The organism is Enterobacter cloacae complex sp. IR5412, assembly GCF_049237385.1.
Classification (GTDB): domain Bacteria; phylum Pseudomonadota; class Gammaproteobacteria; order Enterobacterales; family Enterobacteriaceae; genus Enterobacter; species Enterobacter intestinihominis.
Map to the genome: position 1 here is coordinate 78,983 of NZ_JBMKHQ010000011.1, position 16,124 is coordinate 95,106.

A 16,124-nucleotide genomic window follows, 5' to 3' on the forward strand; every position below is an offset into this window, starting at 1 on the left:
GCAGATCAGCGGAATGGAGTCGAGGCGCGCATCGGCGATGGCGGTCACCAGGTTAGTGGCGCCCGGCCCGCTGCAGGCCATACAGACCGCTGGTTTACCCTGGGTACGCGCCATGCCCTGAGCGATAAAGCCTGCGCCCTGCTCGTGGCGCGCCAGCACGTGGCGGATCTGTGTGCTTTGGCTTAACGCATCGTACAGCGGCAGCACGGTCCCTCCCGGGATGCCCGCAACGGTGGTGATGCCCTGTCGTTCCAGTAAATGAACAATCAGCTGCGCGCCTGTAAAACGCGTTTTTGTGTATGTTGTGCCCGAACTTGCCATGCTCCAGTCCTTTTCTTCTGGGCCGACTTTCCGGGGAGGCTCTTAAACGAAAAACCCCGCCCGGTTTGCGCCGGCGGGGTTTTGGATTCGTGTGTTGATCCAGTCCCTACGGCGCATTGCCGACGACCACCACCACACGCACGACGACCACTGCGGCAGGTTGCGCAGTTTTTAGTAGGGTCGAAGTGAAGATGGATGAAGTCATTGGGGACCTGTGTTTGGAATCATTGATAGAATTTATACAAACACAGGTTTTCGGATGTGACAATGGAAATATTTTCAACTGCGCAAAAATGCGTCAGGGATCACGTTTCGTTTGTTGGGTGATGACACTCAATAAAGGGTTTTTACTCACTCAATAAATAGCGCAGGTGATACCCCAAATCTGACCGCCAGCTTTTTAATATGGTTCAGAGTAAGCTGTCTCTGACCATTCAGAACCCGTGAAACCATCGATTTACTACCAATTTCATCCTTAAAATCCGATATCGTCAGATTGTATTGATCCATCAAGGTTCTCAAAACTGCAATTCCGACGGGAACGGACTCCATCTCCTTGCGTAATGCGACTATCTCTGGCCGATTAGCTTCGTAATGGCTAATTCTGGCGCAAACAATATCCAGCAAGGGGCTATTGGGCTCGTTCATAAGGAGATACTCAACCAGCTCAAGCGCATCCTTATAATCTTTCTCGCTCGGCTGTTCACCCAGTAAAGGAACGGCCGCAACAAGGGCGTGCGTAGCTTTCATTGCATCAGCGACGATCATCATTTCTTCCCCTTAGTGCGATGTTTCTCCGTAAAACGGTCATATTCCTTATGAGTAAAAACATGGCGCACATAAAACTTTTGGCTTTCAAAGAATATGAGAGCCACTACTCTGAGATTGTTATTTGCAATATCAATAACATAATGCTTATCAAGATACTTGAAGTTATCCAGCGTTGGGAAAAGTTTTCTCAGTGCAGCGGGCGTCGGGCAGTGGCTCTTTTCAATAACTCGTCCTAAAAAGAGAAGCTCTTCTCTGTATTGCGGGAACTGGCTTACCGCATCCAAAATTGCCTTCATTGAGATTAAATGCATCCTGCTTGCCTGCCGCGTCCGTTGCCATTATGGCAACGATAACACCTATTGCCAATAAGTCAACGGAGGATACTATTTTCACTTCGTCAGAAAACAAAAAACCCCGCCTAAGCGAGGTTTTTATCAGGGTTTTGCGGTTGGTTGCCGCAGAACACACTGTGTTACGTCAACGCGAAAAGTATACGCGATCGAAGACGAACGCGCAATTCCGGCACGGATTTTGACGTTTTTGAGTATGGATCGCCTTCCAAAATTTGTCCATAAAATACTGTTCATGCATACAGTATTTATCTATACTGAGGGTGTTCGCAGTGAGCGAGGGGGCCGCAGTTTACCGGCGCAACGAAGTCCTGGCTGAAACGGGTGGTGCCGTCAGTGCCTTAACCCCTGAAGTGAGCACACTGTGTTACGTCAATCCAGGTGCTGGCCACAGGCGGCGGAAAGGTACGCCAGCATCGTGCTCCTTTTAACCAAAAGGAGACGCGTATGAGCGTCGTGGATATGGTCATACTTGTCCTCAAACTCATTGTTGCTGTATTGCAACTGCTTGATGCTGTCCTGAAATACGTTAAGTGATTCAGGTTCAAGTCGCACCTGAGAGGGGCGGGCAACCGCCCCTCTTTAATAACGAGGGAATGCTATGTCGCGTCTGTTAATTGAGCCTGTTACGCCTGATGAACCGGGCTATATCGCCCTGAAGGCCGAGAGTATCGCGTTAAATTTCAATATGCTGCGCAGGCTGGAAGAGAACTGGCAGCGCGGTGAGAATCGCTTTAACGCGCCGGGTGAAAAGCTGCTGGGTGCGTTTCTTAACGGCAGGCTGGTGGGCGTGTGCGGTCTAAATCGCGATCCATTCAGCCAGCAGCCGCGCGCCGGACGTATTCGTCATCTCTACGTCAGCGAAAAGTGCCGTGGGCTGGGGATTGGAAAACAACTTTTGACCGTGGTGATGGCGGATGCCAGCATCTGGTTTGATTTTCTTAATACCCATGCGCCGGAAACCGCGTACGGATTTTATCATCGGGCGGGCTTCAGGCTGGTGTCAGACGAGCCCCGGGTGACGCACCGCCTTTTTTGCGCAGTGTAAGCGGCTGGCAGCCTCGACGGGGGAATGTTACAGTTGGATGACATTTCACCAACCGATCCGCCATGTCCATCACCGTTTTCTGCATTTTACTGTTCGCCGCACTGCTGCATGCCAGCTGGAACGCCATCGTTAAAGCCGGAACGGACAAGCTCTACTCGGCGATCGGGGTCAGCGGTTCAGCCGCGCTTATTGCGCTGATTTTACTCCCCTTCTCGCCCCAGCCGACTGCCGCAAGCTGGCCATTTTGTTCGTCTCCTGTGCGTTACACTGCTCGGCGGCGTCGGGACGATGGGATCTTACGGTCTGGCACTCTGGGCGATGACTCAGGCGCCGCTGGCGGTGGTCGCCGCACTACGTGACACCTCTATTCTCTTCGGCGCATTCATCGCATTTGTGCTTTTAAAAGAGAAGGTTGTGGGCCTGCGCATCGCGGCGGCGCTGGGTATTGCAGCCGGTGCGGTCCTGCTGCGCCTGGCGTAATTCGCTGGCAACATTAGTTGCCGATCTTGTTTACAAATCCTGCCTTTACGCCTTCTGTCATTCATCACAGTAATGCTTAAATTGTCATCTCTCTGTGGTAGATTCCTCGCGCATTTATGGGAATGCGTAGTCACTTATTCTTTATTTATCTCTTTTGGCAAAAGTATTCAGCGACATGAAAAAGCAACGGAACGTGAACTTATTGTTGATGCTGGTGTTACTGGTGGCCGTCGGGCAGATGGCGCAAACCATCTACATTCCGGCGATTGCCGATATGGCAAAAGATCTGAGCGTCCGCGAAGGTGCAGTCCAGAGCGTGATGGCAGCCTATCTGCTGACCTATGGCGTTTCACAGCTGGTTTATGGTCCCCTGTCCGATCGCGTCGGGCGTCGTCCGGTCATTCTGGTGGGCATGAGCATTTTCATGGTGGCGACGGTGATTGCCATTACTACGCACAGCCTGACCATCCTGATTGCCGCCAGCGCCCTCCAGGGCGTGGGCACCGGCGTCGGCGGGGTCATGGCGCGTACCCTGCCGCGTGATATGTACCAGGGCACCCAACTTCGCCACGCCAACAGTCTGTTAAATATGGGCATTCTGGTCAGCCCGCTGCTCGCCCCGCTGATTGGGGGTCTGCTGGACACCGTCTGGTCCTGGCGCGCCTGTTACGCCTTCCTGCTGGTGCTGTGCATTATTGTCACCTTCAGCATGGCGCGCTGGATGCCGGAAACACGTCCGCAGGACGCGCCGCGCACGAAGCTCATCGCCAGCTACAAAACGCTGTTCGGTAATGGGTCGTTTACCTGTTATCTGTTGATGCTAATCGGCGGCCTGGCGGGCATTGCGGTGTTTGAAGCCTGTTCCGGCGTGCTGCTGGGCGCAGGCCTTGGCCTGAGCAGCATGGTGGTGAGCATTTTGTTTATTCTGCCGATCCCGGCGGCGTTCTTCGGCGCATGGTTCGCCGGACGTCCGAACAAACGCTTCTCTACGCTGATGTGGCAGTCGGTGATCAGCTGTCTACTGGCCGGGCTGATGATGTGGATCCCGGGGCTGTTTGACGTGATGTCGGTCTGGACGTTGCTCATCCCGGCGGCGCTGTTCTTCTTCGGCGCGGGCATGCTGTTCCCGCTCGCCACCAGCGGCGCAATGGAGCCGTTCCCGTTCCTCGCGGGCACGGCAGGCGCGCTGGTCGGCGGTTTACAGAATATCGGTTCCGGCGCGCTGGCCTGGCTTTCGGCTATGATGCCGCAGACCGGGCAGGCGAGTTTGGGCCTGCTGATGACCCTGATGGGGCTGCTGATTTTGCTGTGCTGGCTGCCGCTGGCGTCGCGCGTCCCGCATCACGAACAGCCGGTTTAACCGCATGATGGCCCGGCTTCTCGCCGGGCTTTTCACACACGGGCGCAATCATCGCCTGTAATAACGGCTCTGGCGCAGGCCGCCAGGCGCCCTCTTCCCCGTCGTAAAACTGGAAGTCCGCGTTAAGCGCATACGGGATTTTCGCCTTTTGCAGCTCGCAGGCCATAAGGTTGGCGAAGGCCATTTGCGAAGCGGTTGGCGTGAGGTGGTTTGACTCCCCCACGCCCCAGCCCCCGACCCAGCTAACGTGCCCGGTTTTTTGCTGCCAATGCAGCGCGGCATTGATTCGGTTACGGATAGCCGCTTTCTCAGCCGCGGTTCCGGACGTCCACGGGTATTTGCCGTTCGTTTTCAGCGGACCCCAGGGGAAAATATGCCATTCCGCCAGCAGGTAATTCTGGCTGTGTGCGGGCAGCTTCAGGCTGGATAAATCCTCCGGCGCGGCGCGCAGACGAGGGGCGATAAAAATCATGCGGCTGGCATCAATGACGTGAATGTCTTTGATCGCTTTCTCATACACCCGGTTGAGCGAAGCAACGTTGTGGTTGAGCTTGTCCGCCGGTTCGTAGATCAGGTCAAACCCCAGCAACGGCGAGCGCTGACCAAAATAGTGCGCCACGGCAATCCACCAGTTGATCACCGCTTTTTCGGTATCCGCTTTCGGATCGTTTTTATATTCATCGGCCTGATAGGCGATGATGGGGATGACGCCGTATTGCTCGCAAGCCTCCACCAGCTTACGCAGATGAATCAGCCGCGCTTCCGTCGGTTCGCCCGCCACCCGAATACGGACATGATGTATGCCTTTCGCCTGGAAATCACGGACCACCAACGGGTCGAATTCGCGTATACCGCGCTCGGTGCGGGCCCAGTCGACATCCATTCCGACGCCCAACATCTGCGCGTAACGGGCAGCCGTCAGGGGTGGCTCAGCGGCACAGGCCCAGCCGGAAGCGAGCGCTAACACGGTGACAATTAACGGCTTTAACACGACGCCCCTTGCAAATAATCAAATGCTTTACTCTGTATTTAGCATGCTTTTTCACAATTGGTGTAGAGTCAAAACGAACTAAATTCTGAGACAGAATATGAAAACGACTGACCTGACCGGCCTCATTGACCGGTTTCCGCTGCTGGCGGATTTGATTGCCCTGAAAGAGATCACCTGGCTTAATCCGAACACCACGACGCTGGCGGAAGGGTTGCCATATGTCGGGCTGACCAAAGCCGACGTGGACGACGCGCATGCACGCCTGAAACGCTTCGCGCCGTATCTGGCGAAAGCCTTCCCGGAAACGGCGGCAACGGGCGGGATTATCGAATCCGAACTGGTCGCTATCCCGGCGATGCAAAAGCGGCTGGAGAAAGAGTCCGGCAAGGCCATTCCAGGCACGCTGCTGCTGAAAAAAGACAGCCATCTGCCGATTTCCGGCTCCATTAAAGCGCGCGGCGGTATCTATGAAGTGCTGGCCCACGCGGAAAAACTGGCGCTGGAAGCCGGGTTGCTGAGCGTTGAAGATGACTACAGCATCCTGCTGGAGCCACGCTTTAAAGCCTTCTTCAGCCAGTACAGCATCGCGGTGGGTTCAACCGGCAACCTGGGGGTGTCCATCGGCATTATGAGCGCGCGCATCGGCTTTAAGGTCACGGTGCATATGTCCGCCGACGCCCGCGAGTGGAAGAAAGCCAAACTGCGCAGCCACGGCGCGATCGTCGTGGAATATGAGCAGGATTATGGCGTGGCCGTGGAGCAAGGGCGCAAAGCGGCGGAAAGCGATCCAAACTGTTTCTTTATTGACGATGAGAACTCACGCACGCTGTTCCTGGGCTATGCGGTTGCAGGTGAGCGCCTGAAAGCGCAGTTTGCCGCGCAGGGGCACGTGGTGGACGCTGCACATCCTCTGAACGTTTATCTGCCGTGCGGCGTCGGCGGCGGGCCTGGCGGCGTAGCGTTTGGCCTGAAGCTGGCCTTTGGCGATAACGTCCACTGTTTCTTCGCCGAGCCCACGCACTCCCCGTGCATGCTGCTGGGCGTTTACACCGGGCTGCACGATGAAATCGCCGTGCAGGATCTGGGTATTGATAACGTGACGGCGGCGGACGGTCTGGCGGTAGGTCGCGCGTCTGGCTTCGTGGGCCGCGCGATGGAGCGTCTGCTTGACGGGTTCTATACCCTCGCCGATCAAAGCATGTACGACCTGCTCGGCTGGCTGGCGCAGGAAGAAGGCATTTGTCTGGAGCCGTCGGCGCTGGCGGGGATGGCCGGGCCGGTACGCATAACGGCGAATGCTAACACTACACACCTGGTCTGGGCGACCGGCGGCGGCATGGTGCCGGAAGACGAGATGGCGAAATATTTAGCGAAAGGGAAGTAAATATGCCGGGTGGCGGCTGCGCCTTACCCGGCCTACAGGTGCAAAATTTGTTGAATGTGGGTGACCGCAAACAGCAGTGACAGCGACAGCACGGCCAGGGCGATAAGGAACTTATCCCGCACCGCCTTCGGCTGTACAAAGTCGCTCTGCGCCACGTCCATCAGGTTACGGCTGCGGGTGTAGCGCCATAAAATGATGGCTACCAGCGCCAGCACAACAATGGAGATCCAGAATGGCGCCCCCGTGCGGTGCCAGTTGTGCTTAATGGCAAGCGCGATCAACGCACCATACCCAAGCAGCGTGCGCAGCCAGGCCAGCGAGGTTCGCTCCGGCTGAAGCCCGGGGTCCGCTTCCCGCCGCGCTTTGCGGCTATCCGGCATACAGCACCAGTAACATCACTACGCCCGCAACCATCAGCAAAATCGTACTGATGATGATCAAACCGCGCGTGTAGGGGAGATCCTGCTTCAGACGCATCGCCTTTTCATTTCTCAGCCAGCGCAGATAGCCATAAATCGCCAGCACGCCGGCAATCAGGCACAGCAGCAGGGCCAGCACTTCGCGAATCAACGGAGTGGCAAAATCGGGGGCGAGCTGATCAAGGCCGACGCCTACGGCCAGAAAGCCCAGGGCGGTGCGGATCCACGCTAAGAACGTGCGTTCGTTAGCCAGTGAGAAGCGGTAGTCCGGCGCTTCACCGAGGCGGGAAATGTTCATGAAGGTTCCTTGTCGTGCAGCATGCAGGCTTCAGCATAGCGTAATTCAGCCAGGACAAGGAGACCGGCATCTGGCGATGCCGGTCAGAAAGATTAGTGCAGCTCTGGCCAGTAATCCTTATTAGCTTCAATCAGATCGTCCAGAATCGCCTTCGCCACCGATGCGCTCGGTACGGTTTTCGACAGGGTAATCGCCTGCCAGAGTTTCTGATACGAGCGCTGCTCCCAGGCGTCCACCACCAGTTTTTCCACCGCCACCTGCTGGCTCATGAGCCCTTTCTGGAAGTGCGGAATATCACCCACGGTCAGCGGCTCCGGTCCGTTGTGGCCGACCAGACACGGAATTTCTACCATCGCGTCGGCGTCAAAATTATGGATAGCCCCATTGTTAGGCACAATCAGCAACATGCGTTCCTGGGTATTAAAGGCAATCGCGGTCGCCAGATCGACGATGTACGATGCATGTTCGTCGATTTCCAGTTCACCGGCAGAAGAATGACCGGCTTCGATAATCGCCCGGCATGAACTGAATACATGCTTCTCACGGTGATCCATCACTTCATTGGCGCGGGTACGCTCCGGGTTGGAATGGGCGACCACATAGTCCGGGAACAGGTAATACTTCAGGTAGGTGTTCGGCATGGTGTCCGGATCCAGCGCCTGTACGTCTTTGGCCTTGGCGAAGGTATCGTTCCAGCTCGCTTCAGTATGCGCATCTTCCGAAGGTGGAACATAACCGTTTTTCGCCACGTATTCGCGCAGTTTCGGCATCAGATCGTTTCCGTTCAGATCTTCAATCGACGTCCACCAGCCGAAGTGGTTCAGACCGTAGTAGCGCACGCGCATCTCTTTGCGGTCTTTCAGGCCGACGATTTGCGCCATACGGCCTTCAATGCCGATCGGCATGTCGCAGATGTTGAGGATTTTCGCGTTCGGACGCAGGCGGCGCGTGGCTTCCGCGACAATCGCCGCCGGGTTGGAGTAGTTCAGCATCCACGCGTTCGGGGAGTACTGCTCCATATAATCTACCAGCTCAAGCACGCCGCCGATGGAGCGCATGCCGTAGGAGATGCCGCCCGGCCCGCACGTTTCCTGGCCCAGCACGCCGTGGCGCAGCGGGATTTTTTCATCTTTTTCACGCATCGGGTATTTGCCCACGCGAATATGCGCCATCACGAAATCCACATCGGTAAAGGCTGCTTTCGGATCGGTGGTGTAACTAAATTCAATCTCAGGCGCCTGCTCCCTGAGGATGATTTTGCACGCCTCCGCGATAACCTCCTGACGTGCTCCGTCATTGTCATAGAACTTCAGCGCACGCAGCGGGAAACGGTCACGGTTGGCTAACAGCATCAGGACGATACCAGGCGTGAATGTACTGCCGCCGCCTGCAATAACAACTGAGAATTTTTTCATGATATAGCCTCTGTCAGAGTGGTTTGTTCGTTTGTTAAAGGGGTTTTCATCAGCGATTCCAGCTGGTCGCGCACCTGAGGAACGTGCAGACCGACAATCACCTGAATGCCGTTGCCGCGTCGCACCACACCGTGTGCGCCCAGGGCTTTGAAGACGTCGTCGCTTTGGGTTTTCGTCATATCCACCAGGGCGATACGCAGGCGGGTGGCGCAGTTATTGATACTTTCGATATTTGCTGCGCCGCCGAGCGCCTGTAAGAACCCAGCGGCCTGTCCGACCTGCTGGCTGGCTGCTGCCGGGGCGGTGGTTTGCCCACGCGCCGCCTTATAGTCGGCCTTGCTGTAGAGCTTGATTTCGCTCTCTTCCCGGCCCGGCGTTTTTAGATTCAGACGTTCGATAAGCGTCCTGAAGACCACGAAATAGAGAGCGGTGAAGCAGAGGCCGATGCCAATCTGGGTGAATACCGTCGAGGCGTGGTTATGGAACATCGGGATCCAGTTTTGCGGCAGGAACTGGTCCAGCAGACCGCCCCCCATGTTCCCCACCACCCCGAAGGTATACATCACCGTCGCCATCGTTGCGGCCAGCACGGCGTGGATGGCAAACAGCAACGGCGAGATAAACAGGAAGGTGAACTCCAGCGGTTCGGTAATACCCACCAGCACGGCGGTAAGCGTGGCCGGAACCAGCAGCCCCGCAACCTTGACGCGGTTTTCCGGCGACGCGGTGTACCAGATCGCCAGCGCAATCCCGACCGAGCCAAACACTTTCGAATTGCCGTGCAGGGCGAAGCCGCCTTCAGGGAACAGTGTTTTTAGCGGCACAGTGCTCTGGCTGAATTCCTGCAGGTGCTGCGCCCAGTAGACCTGAATGCCGCCCTCTACCGCCGCCGGGCCGAATATAAACGGACCGTAGACGAAGTGGTGCAATCCGGTTGGGATCAGAATGCGTTCCAGGAAGGTATAGACCCATACGCCGAGCGCACCGGCAGAGCGCAGGAACGCCTGCAGGGACTCAATGCCCATCTGCACTTTCGGCCAGCCCAGCAGCGTCAGCCAGGCGCAGGGGATCATCACGAAGAACGCGAGGATAACGACAAACGAGGTACCCTGGAAAATCCCCAGGAAGACTGGCAACGGCTTGTCGAAAAATCGGTTGTGGATGGCGGTGACGAGCCCGGAAATGATAATCGCCCCGATGATGCTGGTATCAAGCGTTTTGATTCCGGCAATCATCGCCAGCCCGCTGCCAGCAGTGGGTTCAGCAGAGAAGTCGACGCCAAAGAAGTGACCCCAGGTCATCCCCATCGCGTTGATAAAGTAGTTCCAGGTCAGAAAGCTAATCAGCACCGCCAGACAGGCGCGGCCCTGCGCCTGCTTTGCCAGGCCAATCGGTAAGCCGACAGCAAAAATCAGCGGCATATTGCGGAACACCGCCCAGCCGCCCTCTTCGATGATGTGAACAATCTGCGCGAACAGATGATCGGGGGCCGTTAAAGCTTCGCCGACAAACAGCGGGTTGCGAAGCATGATGGCGATCCCGACCACGATCCCGGCAAAGGGAAACAGTAAAACCGGGGTGAACATGGCGCCGCCAAAACGTTGTATTTGACTGAGCATTTTTAAATCCTCATGAAACAACCTGTAGGGGTAGAGGCCTTTATGATTTTTTACTGGCCTGAGGTGAGCATAAGAAGTTACTGATGCGGGAACATGGCGTGCCGCTGCGATTCGTGATCGCATTCATGGTTTTAATTTGACCAATCAGGTCTACTTTTGATAGCAAATATGGACAACTTAAGACGTAATCCACGCCATAACGGGCGAGCAGAGGTCTACAGGTGATCTACAAATCTATTGCCGACAGATTGCGGCTACGGCTCAATTCGTCGGACTACAACATTGGCAGCCCGTTACCCGGCGAAAAAGCGCTGGCAAAGGAGTTTGGCGTAGCCCGGATGACCATCCGCAAGGCATTGGATCTGCTGGTAAGCTGGGGGCTGGTTGAACGTCGACACGGCAGCGGGACGTTCGTGGCGCGCAAAGACGTTCATCATGAAACGACTAACCTGACCGGGCTGGTGGAGGTACTGCGCCAGCAGGGGAAAGAAGTGCAGAGCAAGGTGTTGCAGTTTGAAGTGATGCCCGCGCCGCCCGCCATCGCCAGCCAGCTGCGGATTCAGGTTGATGAGCGGATCTATTTTTCAAGGCGGGTACGTTACGTGGACGGAAAACCGCTGATGCTGGAGGACAGCTTTATGCCGGTGAAGCTGTTCCGCAATCTTTCCCTGGCGCATCTCGAAGGGTCTAAGTTTGATTACATCGAGAAGGAGTGCGGGATCACCATTAGCGGCAACTACGAGAGCCTGACGCCAGTGCTGGCAGATAAACAGCTGGCCGGTTATATGAATCTGCCGGAACAGACGCCGCTGCTACGCATCACCTCTCTTTCCTACAGCGACAGCGGCGAGTTCCTCAACTATTCCGTGATGTTCCGGAACACCAGCGATTACCAGGTGGACTACCATCTGCGGCGTATCCACCCGGAAGACTTTTTAGCCCATCCCCCAGAATAGCACCGCCAGTAGTTGCGGGGTGATAATGCGCAAAAACATCACCAGCGGATAGACCGTGGCGTAGGACAACGCCGCCGCGCCGCTGGTGGCGTGCAGGTTATTGGCGAACGCCAGCGCGGGCGGATCGGTCATGGAACCGGCCAGCATGCCGCACAGCGTGAGATAGTTCATTTTAGCGAACATACGCGCCAGTAATCCGACCGTTATCAGCGGGATGGCGGTAATGAATATGCCGTAGCCTACCCAGCTCATCCCTTCGCCGTTAACCAGGGTATCGACAAAATCGCCGCCGGATTTCAGCCCCACCACCGCCAGAAACAGCACGATGCCCAACTCCCGCAGCGCCAGGTTAGCGCTCGGCGGCATAAACCAGTAGAGCTTACCGATGGAGCCGATACGCCCGAGGATCAGCGCCATAATGAGCGGCCCGCCTGCCAGCCCCAGCTTCAGTGCTACCGGGAAGCCGGGCACGTACAGGGGGATGGAGCCAAGCATGACGCCAAGCCCGACGCCGATAAAGACCGGCAGCATCTGCACCTGCTGGAGTTTTTGCTGGGCGTTGCCCACCATGTTCGCTACGGCATCAATAGATGAAGGACGCCCGACGAGGTTGAGAATATCACCGAATTGCAGGCTGGCATCCTGGCTGGCCACCAGCTCGACACCAGCGCGGTTTAGCCGGGAGATCACCACGTCATAACGCTCTTTTACCTGCAAATCGCGTATTTTCTTGCCCAGGACCTTCTCATTGGTCACTACCACGCGCTCCACGCGCATGTCCGTTCCACGGGTTGAGAGCGAGGTATCCACCTCCTGACCAATCACCAGCCGGGCATTGTTTAAATCCGCCGGTTGCCCTACCAGATGCAGGAGATCGCCGTGCTGAATGAGTGTGTCAGGTGAAGGCACCATCAGCGTGTCGTCACGTTTCAGGCGTGAACAGATAATGGTCGCGCTGTTCAGAATGGGGACATCCTGTATCGCCATATTATTCAGGTTGGGGTTTTCGACGCGAATGTTGATGGTTTTAATAAGCGCATGGCCGTTGGTCAGCGTGCTTTCATGCTCTTTCGCCTCCTGCTCGACGTTAATGCGGAACAGCACGCGCACCAGCCACATGGAGAGCAAAATACCGCAAATGCCAAACGGATAGGCCATGGCGTAGCTCATCCCCATCTGATCGACGACATCAGCAGGGATACCCAGATCGCGCAGAATTTGCTGGCCCGCCCCGAGCGCGGGCGTGTTGGTTACGGCGCCGGAGAAGATGCCCAGCACGACGGGCAGCGGAATAGCGAAGAGTTTGTGCAGAATGGCGGTGACCAGCCCACCCATCACGACGATGCCGAAGGCAAAGAGATTAAGGCGTAAACCGGAGACGCGCAGGGAAGCGAAGAAGCCCGGCCCCACCTGAATACCGATGGTATACACAAAGAGGATCAGGCCGAACTCCTGGATGAAATGCAGCATATCGGCGCTGAGCACCCACCCAAGCTGGTCGGCAAAATGGCCGACAAAAATCCCGCCGAAAAGCACTCCGCCAATCCCAAACCCGACGCCGCGGATTTTGATATTCCCCAGCCATAGCCCCACTACCGCGACAAGGGCCAACACGCTGACGGTTAACGCGATATCACTCATGTCCCACATCCTGTGCATAACCTTAGTTATATCAAGGATTCTCTCAGAGCTGGCGGCGGTTGTATGGGCGATGGCGCACAAAAAAGCCCTGCCGGGGCAGGGCCTTGTGCGGTCTGTGAGCGTTGTCGGGTGGCGGCTGCGCCTAACCCGACCTACAGTTTCGGCGGGTTTGTTAACTGTTTAACGCCGGCCTGTCGCTAATGGCGATGCGCTGCGGCGCGATAGCTTCCGGCACGTTACGGGTGAGGTCAATATTCAGCAGCCCGTTAGTGAACGTCGCGCCAGAAACTTCCATATGGTCTGCCAGGGTAAAGCTCAGGCTAAACGGCTGAGTGACAAGCCCCTGATGCAACCATTTGGTCTCGGTGTCAGGTTTTTCCGGTGACCCTTTAACGGTCAGGCGCGTACCCTCAAGCTGGATGTCGAGATCTTCCTGACGGAACCCGGCCAGCGCAAGCGTGATGCGGTAGTGGTTATCATCGCTTTTTTCGATGTTGTACGGCGGAAACGTCTGCTGTTCGGTTGCGCTTTGCAGCGCGTTAGCCAGTTTGTCAAAACCGATCCACTGACGCAGCAGGGGGGAAAAATCATAGTTACGCATACTAAATCTCCTTCTGAGAAGCGAGTTCGGCACAGTTTATTTTTGTGCGCAGTTGTACCTGCAAACCCTTGCGGATTCGCATATGCTCCCTTTACGGCAAGCAATTTCAGGTGGGCCGCAGCCGCGACCCGCTTAATTAATTGATTTCGATACGACGCGGTTTTTTCTCTTCCGGAATCACACGTTCCAGCTCGATAAACAGCAGGCCGTTCACCAGGTTCGCGCCCTTGACGTGGATGTTCTCAGCCAGCTGGAACTTGCGTTCAAAGTTGCGCTCTGCGATGCCCTGGTAGAGGTAGGTTCGTTCTTTCTGCTCGCCCGCATGGGAGCCTTTCACCACCAGCAGATTGTCCTGCGCGGTGATCTCCAGTTCACTCTCTGCGAAACCGGCGACAGCAATCGCAATGCGATAGTGGTTTTCGTCAACCAATTCAACGTTGTAAGGAGGATAGCCGTTGCTCTGGCTCTGGTTGTTTTCTAAGTGGTTGAACAGACGATCAAAACCAATGGCAGAACGGTATAGCGGAGAGAGATCGAAATTACGCATAGATAAAAACTCCTGGAATCAGCGAGAAAATGTAGCCTTCCACCATGGACAGGCTTCTGCTTCCCCGAACACCCATCAGGCGTGTCCGTTATCGGGTTACATTCTTAAAATGGGTCTGGATACGGCCTTTTCAAGCCTGTTGATGTGAGATTTTTTTGCACTTTGCTGGTTGTCGCATAGACTCAGGGGCACAGCACAAAGGGTTAAATTGCGATGGCGACCACAGTGCGGGAGTTTTGAGCTATCCATTTTGGACGCGCCTCGCTATAACCCTGAGTTGCAGGTCAATGCCGTGCTACTAATGATGACTGAGTGATGATGAGAAATGTTCTGATTAAGCTGGCGACGTTCAGCGGGGTTGTTTTACTTTGCGGGTGTTCGAGCGTGATGTCGCACACCGGCGGTAAAGAAGGAACATATCCGGGGACGCGCGCCAGTGCCGCCATGATCTCTGATGATGAGACAAACTGGGGTACCAAATCTCTGGCGATTCTTGATATGCCGTTTACGGCGGTTGCCGATACGCTTCTGCTGCCGTGGGATATGTTCCGCACCGACAGCTCAGTGCGTTCGCGCGTTGAGAAAAGCGAGCAGGAGACGCTGGCGACTAACTCCGTCATCCCGCCCGCAGAGATGACCCCGCGCTAATTCTGTGCGGTTTCCGTTAGCCACAGCTGGCGGAAACCGTCCTTCTCTTCCATCCACGCAACAAAACGTCCGTCCGGGGAAAACACCACAGCGTCAGCAGACGGCGGGTTGCCATGATCGGACGTCAAAAACGTCACCTCTCCGGTCTGCGCATCGCAGCAGGCAATGCGGCCTGCAAGCACAAATCCCAGCCCGTTGCCGGAAGGATGCCAGTTAAAGGCCGACTGAATATCGCTCTCAGCGTGGGTCAACTGACGCGGCTCACCGCCTTCAGGGGAGATAAGCCACAGCTGCACAATGCCGTTATCGTCCCGCATTAAAAACGCAATCTGCGTCCCCTGTGGATTGCTGCGCACCCAGTGGCGCGGCACGTTCACCAGCCCCGGATACGCCTTCTGATGGGTGAAGGTAAGGCGGCGTTGCATGACGCCCGCAGGCGGCGCGGGCATTGTATCCGGCGTCCCCTGCAACGGCGCATCGCCCGCCCGTTTCCAGCCCTGCTCGTCCTTGGGAAGGTCCACAATAAACAGTTCGGGCACTTTCTCGCCTTTCGCAGACACCGTATCGCCGATAAACGCCAGCCTGTCGTTGTCCACCCAGCCCTCTTCATAGGCGCGGTTGATCTCATCGCTGCCCGGTTGCGGGTTCGGCGTTGTCCGGCTTACCAGCACGCTCCAGAAGGTGCCAGCATATTCCCGCGGATGGTTCCCCTGTGGATTTACCGGACCAAAAGGCGCCGCCACCCCGACGTTACGCAAATCCAGCTGCGGATCGCGCGCGTGCAGTACATGGTCGTTGTAGGTAAAGCTGACGAACTGCCCGTTCGGGCTAAAAACGTGAACGTGGCTGCCGCCACGCAGCGCCCCCGCCGTGTAAGGCGCGGTGATATCCATCGCATCAAGATTGCTCACCTGGCCGTTGTGCGCAATCACTCCCTGACGATGGTGAAAATCATACTGCCAGTCTGCATCCGGGTTTTTCGGGCCGTGGATAAAAACATATTTCTCCCCGGCAGGATGAACGGTCACCACGCCGACATGCGCGCCGTCAGTCGCACGGTAGATCACCTCAACCTCGCCCGTAATGACATTGACCCGCTCAATGGTATTACCGGTAAACGACGCGCCGGACGGGCGGACATCATAGACAAGCCACTGGCTGTCTGGCGTCCAGATGTTGATGTTGGTGAGCTGGTGGTTGCGGGAAGCGAAGGTGATTTGTTTCATGAAAATACCCTGATGCGCGGTTATCGCATCAGGGTAAAACATCCGAAGG

The 16,124-nt window shown here is 56.2% G+C and carries 18 protein-coding genes, 2 pseudogenes and 1 other annotated feature; of the genes and pseudogenes, 7 read left to right on the forward strand and 13 right to left on the reverse strand.

Going from position 1 to position 16,124, the window contains the following annotated elements:
* The 4 genes from ACOTX2_RS18240 to ACOTX2_RS18255 all read right to left on the reverse strand — a co-directional run.
* Nucleotides 1–321, reverse strand: a 321-nt coding sequence (locus ACOTX2_RS18240; RefSeq protein ID WP_421625956.1) for a thiamine pyrophosphate-binding protein, incomplete at its 3' end; no start/stop codon positions are given.
* 106 nt (nt 322–427) lie between these two features.
* Entirely contained in the window at nt 428–526 is a 99-nt protein-coding gene (ivbL, locus tag ACOTX2_RS18245; RefSeq protein ID WP_057979964.1) for an ilvB operon leader peptide IvbL, read from the reverse strand.
* Nucleotides 527–672: 146 nt separating this feature from the next.
* Nucleotides 673–1,092 carry a helix-turn-helix domain-containing protein gene (locus ACOTX2_RS18250; RefSeq protein ID WP_023305145.1) on the reverse strand — a complete coding sequence of 140 codons (420 nt, stop codon included), beginning with the start codon at nt 1,090–1,092 and terminating at the stop codon, nt 673–675.
* Nucleotides 1,089–1,403, reverse strand: coding sequence for a type II toxin-antitoxin system HigB family toxin (locus tag ACOTX2_RS18255; protein WP_022646552.1), 315 nt, complete (start codon nt 1,401–1,403; stop codon nt 1,089–1,091). Before ACOTX2_RS18255 ends, ACOTX2_RS18250 begins: the two co-directional genes overlap by 4 nt.
* Before the next feature lie 486 nt (nt 1,404–1,889).
* Between ACOTX2_RS18255 and tisB the strand changes: the two genes are divergently transcribed.
* The 4 genes and pseudogenes from tisB (at nt 1,890) to emrD (ending at nt 4,330) form a co-directional block, all read left to right on the forward strand.
* On the forward strand, nt 1,890–1,979 hold the full coding sequence (gene tisB / locus ACOTX2_RS18260) for a type I toxin-antitoxin system toxin TisB (protein ID WP_022646551.1): 90 nt from the start codon (nt 1,890–1,892) through the stop codon (nt 1,977–1,979).
* 64 nt (nt 1,980–2,043) lie between these two features.
* A complete protein-coding gene (locus tag ACOTX2_RS18265; protein ID WP_023298965.1) occupies nt 2,044–2,490 on the forward strand; it encodes a GNAT family N-acetyltransferase in 447 nt (148 codons plus the stop codon).
* Between the two features lie 62 nt (nt 2,491–2,552).
* Nucleotides 2,553–2,970 (forward strand): annotated as a pseudogene (locus ACOTX2_RS18270) (EamA family transporter).
* Nucleotides 2,971–3,145: 175 nt separating this feature from the next.
* Complete coding sequence (gene emrD / locus ACOTX2_RS18275) at nt 3,146–4,330, forward strand: multidrug efflux MFS transporter EmrD (protein WP_023298963.1); 1,185 nt, start codon at nt 3,146–3,148, stop codon at nt 4,328–4,330.
* On the opposite strand, the pseudogene ACOTX2_RS18280 reads toward emrD, so the two are convergent.
* A pseudogene (locus tag ACOTX2_RS18280) lies at nt 4,236–5,321 on the reverse strand (cellulase family glycosylhydrolase); the annotation flags it as partial. The gene emrD and the pseudogene ACOTX2_RS18280 sit on opposite strands and share 95 nt — an antisense overlap.
* Nucleotides 5,322–5,418: 97 nt before the next feature.
* Here ACOTX2_RS18280 and dsdA point away from each other — a divergent pair.
* Nucleotides 5,419–6,705 carry a D-serine ammonia-lyase gene (dsdA, locus tag ACOTX2_RS18285; protein ID WP_063148201.1) on the forward strand — a complete coding sequence of 429 codons (1,287 nt, stop codon included), beginning with the start codon at nt 5,419–5,421 and terminating at the stop codon, nt 6,703–6,705.
* Nucleotides 6,706–6,737: 32 nt separating this feature from the next.
* Here dsdA and ACOTX2_RS18290 read toward each other — a convergent pair whose 3' ends face one another.
* From ACOTX2_RS18290 to ACOTX2_RS18305, 4 genes are all read right to left on the reverse strand, one after another.
* Nucleotides 6,738–7,085, reverse strand: a complete 348-nt coding sequence (locus ACOTX2_RS18290) for a DUF202 domain-containing protein (protein WP_022646545.1) — start codon at nt 7,083–7,085, stop codon at nt 6,738–6,740.
* Entirely contained in the window at nt 7,075–7,422 is a 348-nt protein-coding gene (locus ACOTX2_RS18295; protein ID WP_063148202.1) for a YidH family protein, read from the reverse strand. The genes ACOTX2_RS18290 and ACOTX2_RS18295 overlap by 11 nt, the downstream gene beginning before the upstream one ends.
* 92 nt (nt 7,423–7,514) lie before the next feature.
* Nucleotides 7,515–8,837 carry a 6-phospho-alpha-glucosidase gene (locus ACOTX2_RS18300; protein ID WP_038414984.1) on the reverse strand — a complete coding sequence of 441 codons (1,323 nt, stop codon included), beginning with the start codon at nt 8,835–8,837 and terminating at the stop codon, nt 7,515–7,517.
* Entirely contained in the window at nt 8,834–10,456 is a 1,623-nt protein-coding gene (locus tag ACOTX2_RS18305) for an alpha-glucoside-specific PTS transporter subunit IIBC (RefSeq protein ID WP_022646542.1), read from the reverse strand. The genes ACOTX2_RS18300 and ACOTX2_RS18305 overlap by 4 nt, the downstream gene beginning before the upstream one ends.
* A 221-nt stretch (nt 10,457–10,677) precedes the next feature.
* Between ACOTX2_RS18305 and ACOTX2_RS18310 the strand changes: the two genes are divergently transcribed.
* A complete protein-coding gene (locus tag ACOTX2_RS18310) occupies nt 10,678–11,412 on the forward strand; it encodes a GntR family transcriptional regulator (protein WP_063843887.1) in 735 nt (244 codons plus the stop codon).
* On the opposite strand, the gene ACOTX2_RS18315 is transcribed toward ACOTX2_RS18310, so the two are convergent.
* The 3 genes from ACOTX2_RS18315 to ibpA all read right to left on the reverse strand — a co-directional run bounded on the left by ACOTX2_RS18315 (nt 11,392) and on the right by ibpA (nt 14,201).
* Nucleotides 11,392–13,053 (reverse strand): putative transporter, encoded by a 1,662-nt coding sequence (locus ACOTX2_RS18315; RefSeq protein ID WP_022646540.1) that lies wholly within the window; start codon nt 13,051–13,053, stop codon nt 11,392–11,394. The genes ACOTX2_RS18310 and ACOTX2_RS18315 overlap by 21 nt on opposite strands.
* Before the next feature lie 172 nt (nt 13,054–13,225).
* The gene (gene ibpB, locus ACOTX2_RS18320) at nt 13,226–13,654 is read right to left on the reverse strand and encodes a small heat shock chaperone IbpB (protein WP_022646539.1); all 429 of its coding nucleotides are present in this window, start codon (nt 13,652–13,654) and stop codon (nt 13,226–13,228) included.
* A 136-nt stretch (nt 13,655–13,790) separates the two neighbouring features.
* Nucleotides 13,791–14,201, reverse strand: coding sequence for a small heat shock chaperone IbpA (gene ibpA, locus ACOTX2_RS18325; RefSeq protein WP_003861094.1), 411 nt, complete (start codon nt 14,199–14,201; stop codon nt 13,791–13,793).
* Nucleotides 14,195–14,269, reverse strand: a sequence feature (ROSE (Repression Of Heat Shock gene Expression) occurs in the 5'-region of heat shock genes and acts as an RNA thermometer to modulate expression.). Its footprint overlaps the gene before it by 7 nt.
* 247 nt (nt 14,270–14,516) lie before the next feature.
* On the opposite strand from ibpA, the gene ACOTX2_RS18330 reads away from it, so the two are divergent.
* Nucleotides 14,517–14,849 carry a YceK/YidQ family lipoprotein gene (locus tag ACOTX2_RS18330; protein WP_032622035.1) on the forward strand — a complete coding sequence of 111 codons (333 nt, stop codon included), beginning with the start codon at nt 14,517–14,519 and terminating at the stop codon, nt 14,847–14,849.
* On the opposite strand, the gene ACOTX2_RS18335 is transcribed toward ACOTX2_RS18330, so the two are convergent.
* Nucleotides 14,846–16,075, reverse strand: coding sequence for a DUF3748 domain-containing protein (locus ACOTX2_RS18335; protein ID WP_074136386.1), 1,230 nt, complete (start codon nt 16,073–16,075; stop codon nt 14,846–14,848). The genes ACOTX2_RS18330 and ACOTX2_RS18335 overlap by 4 nt on opposite strands.
* Between the last annotated feature and the right edge of the window lie 49 nt (nt 16,076–16,124).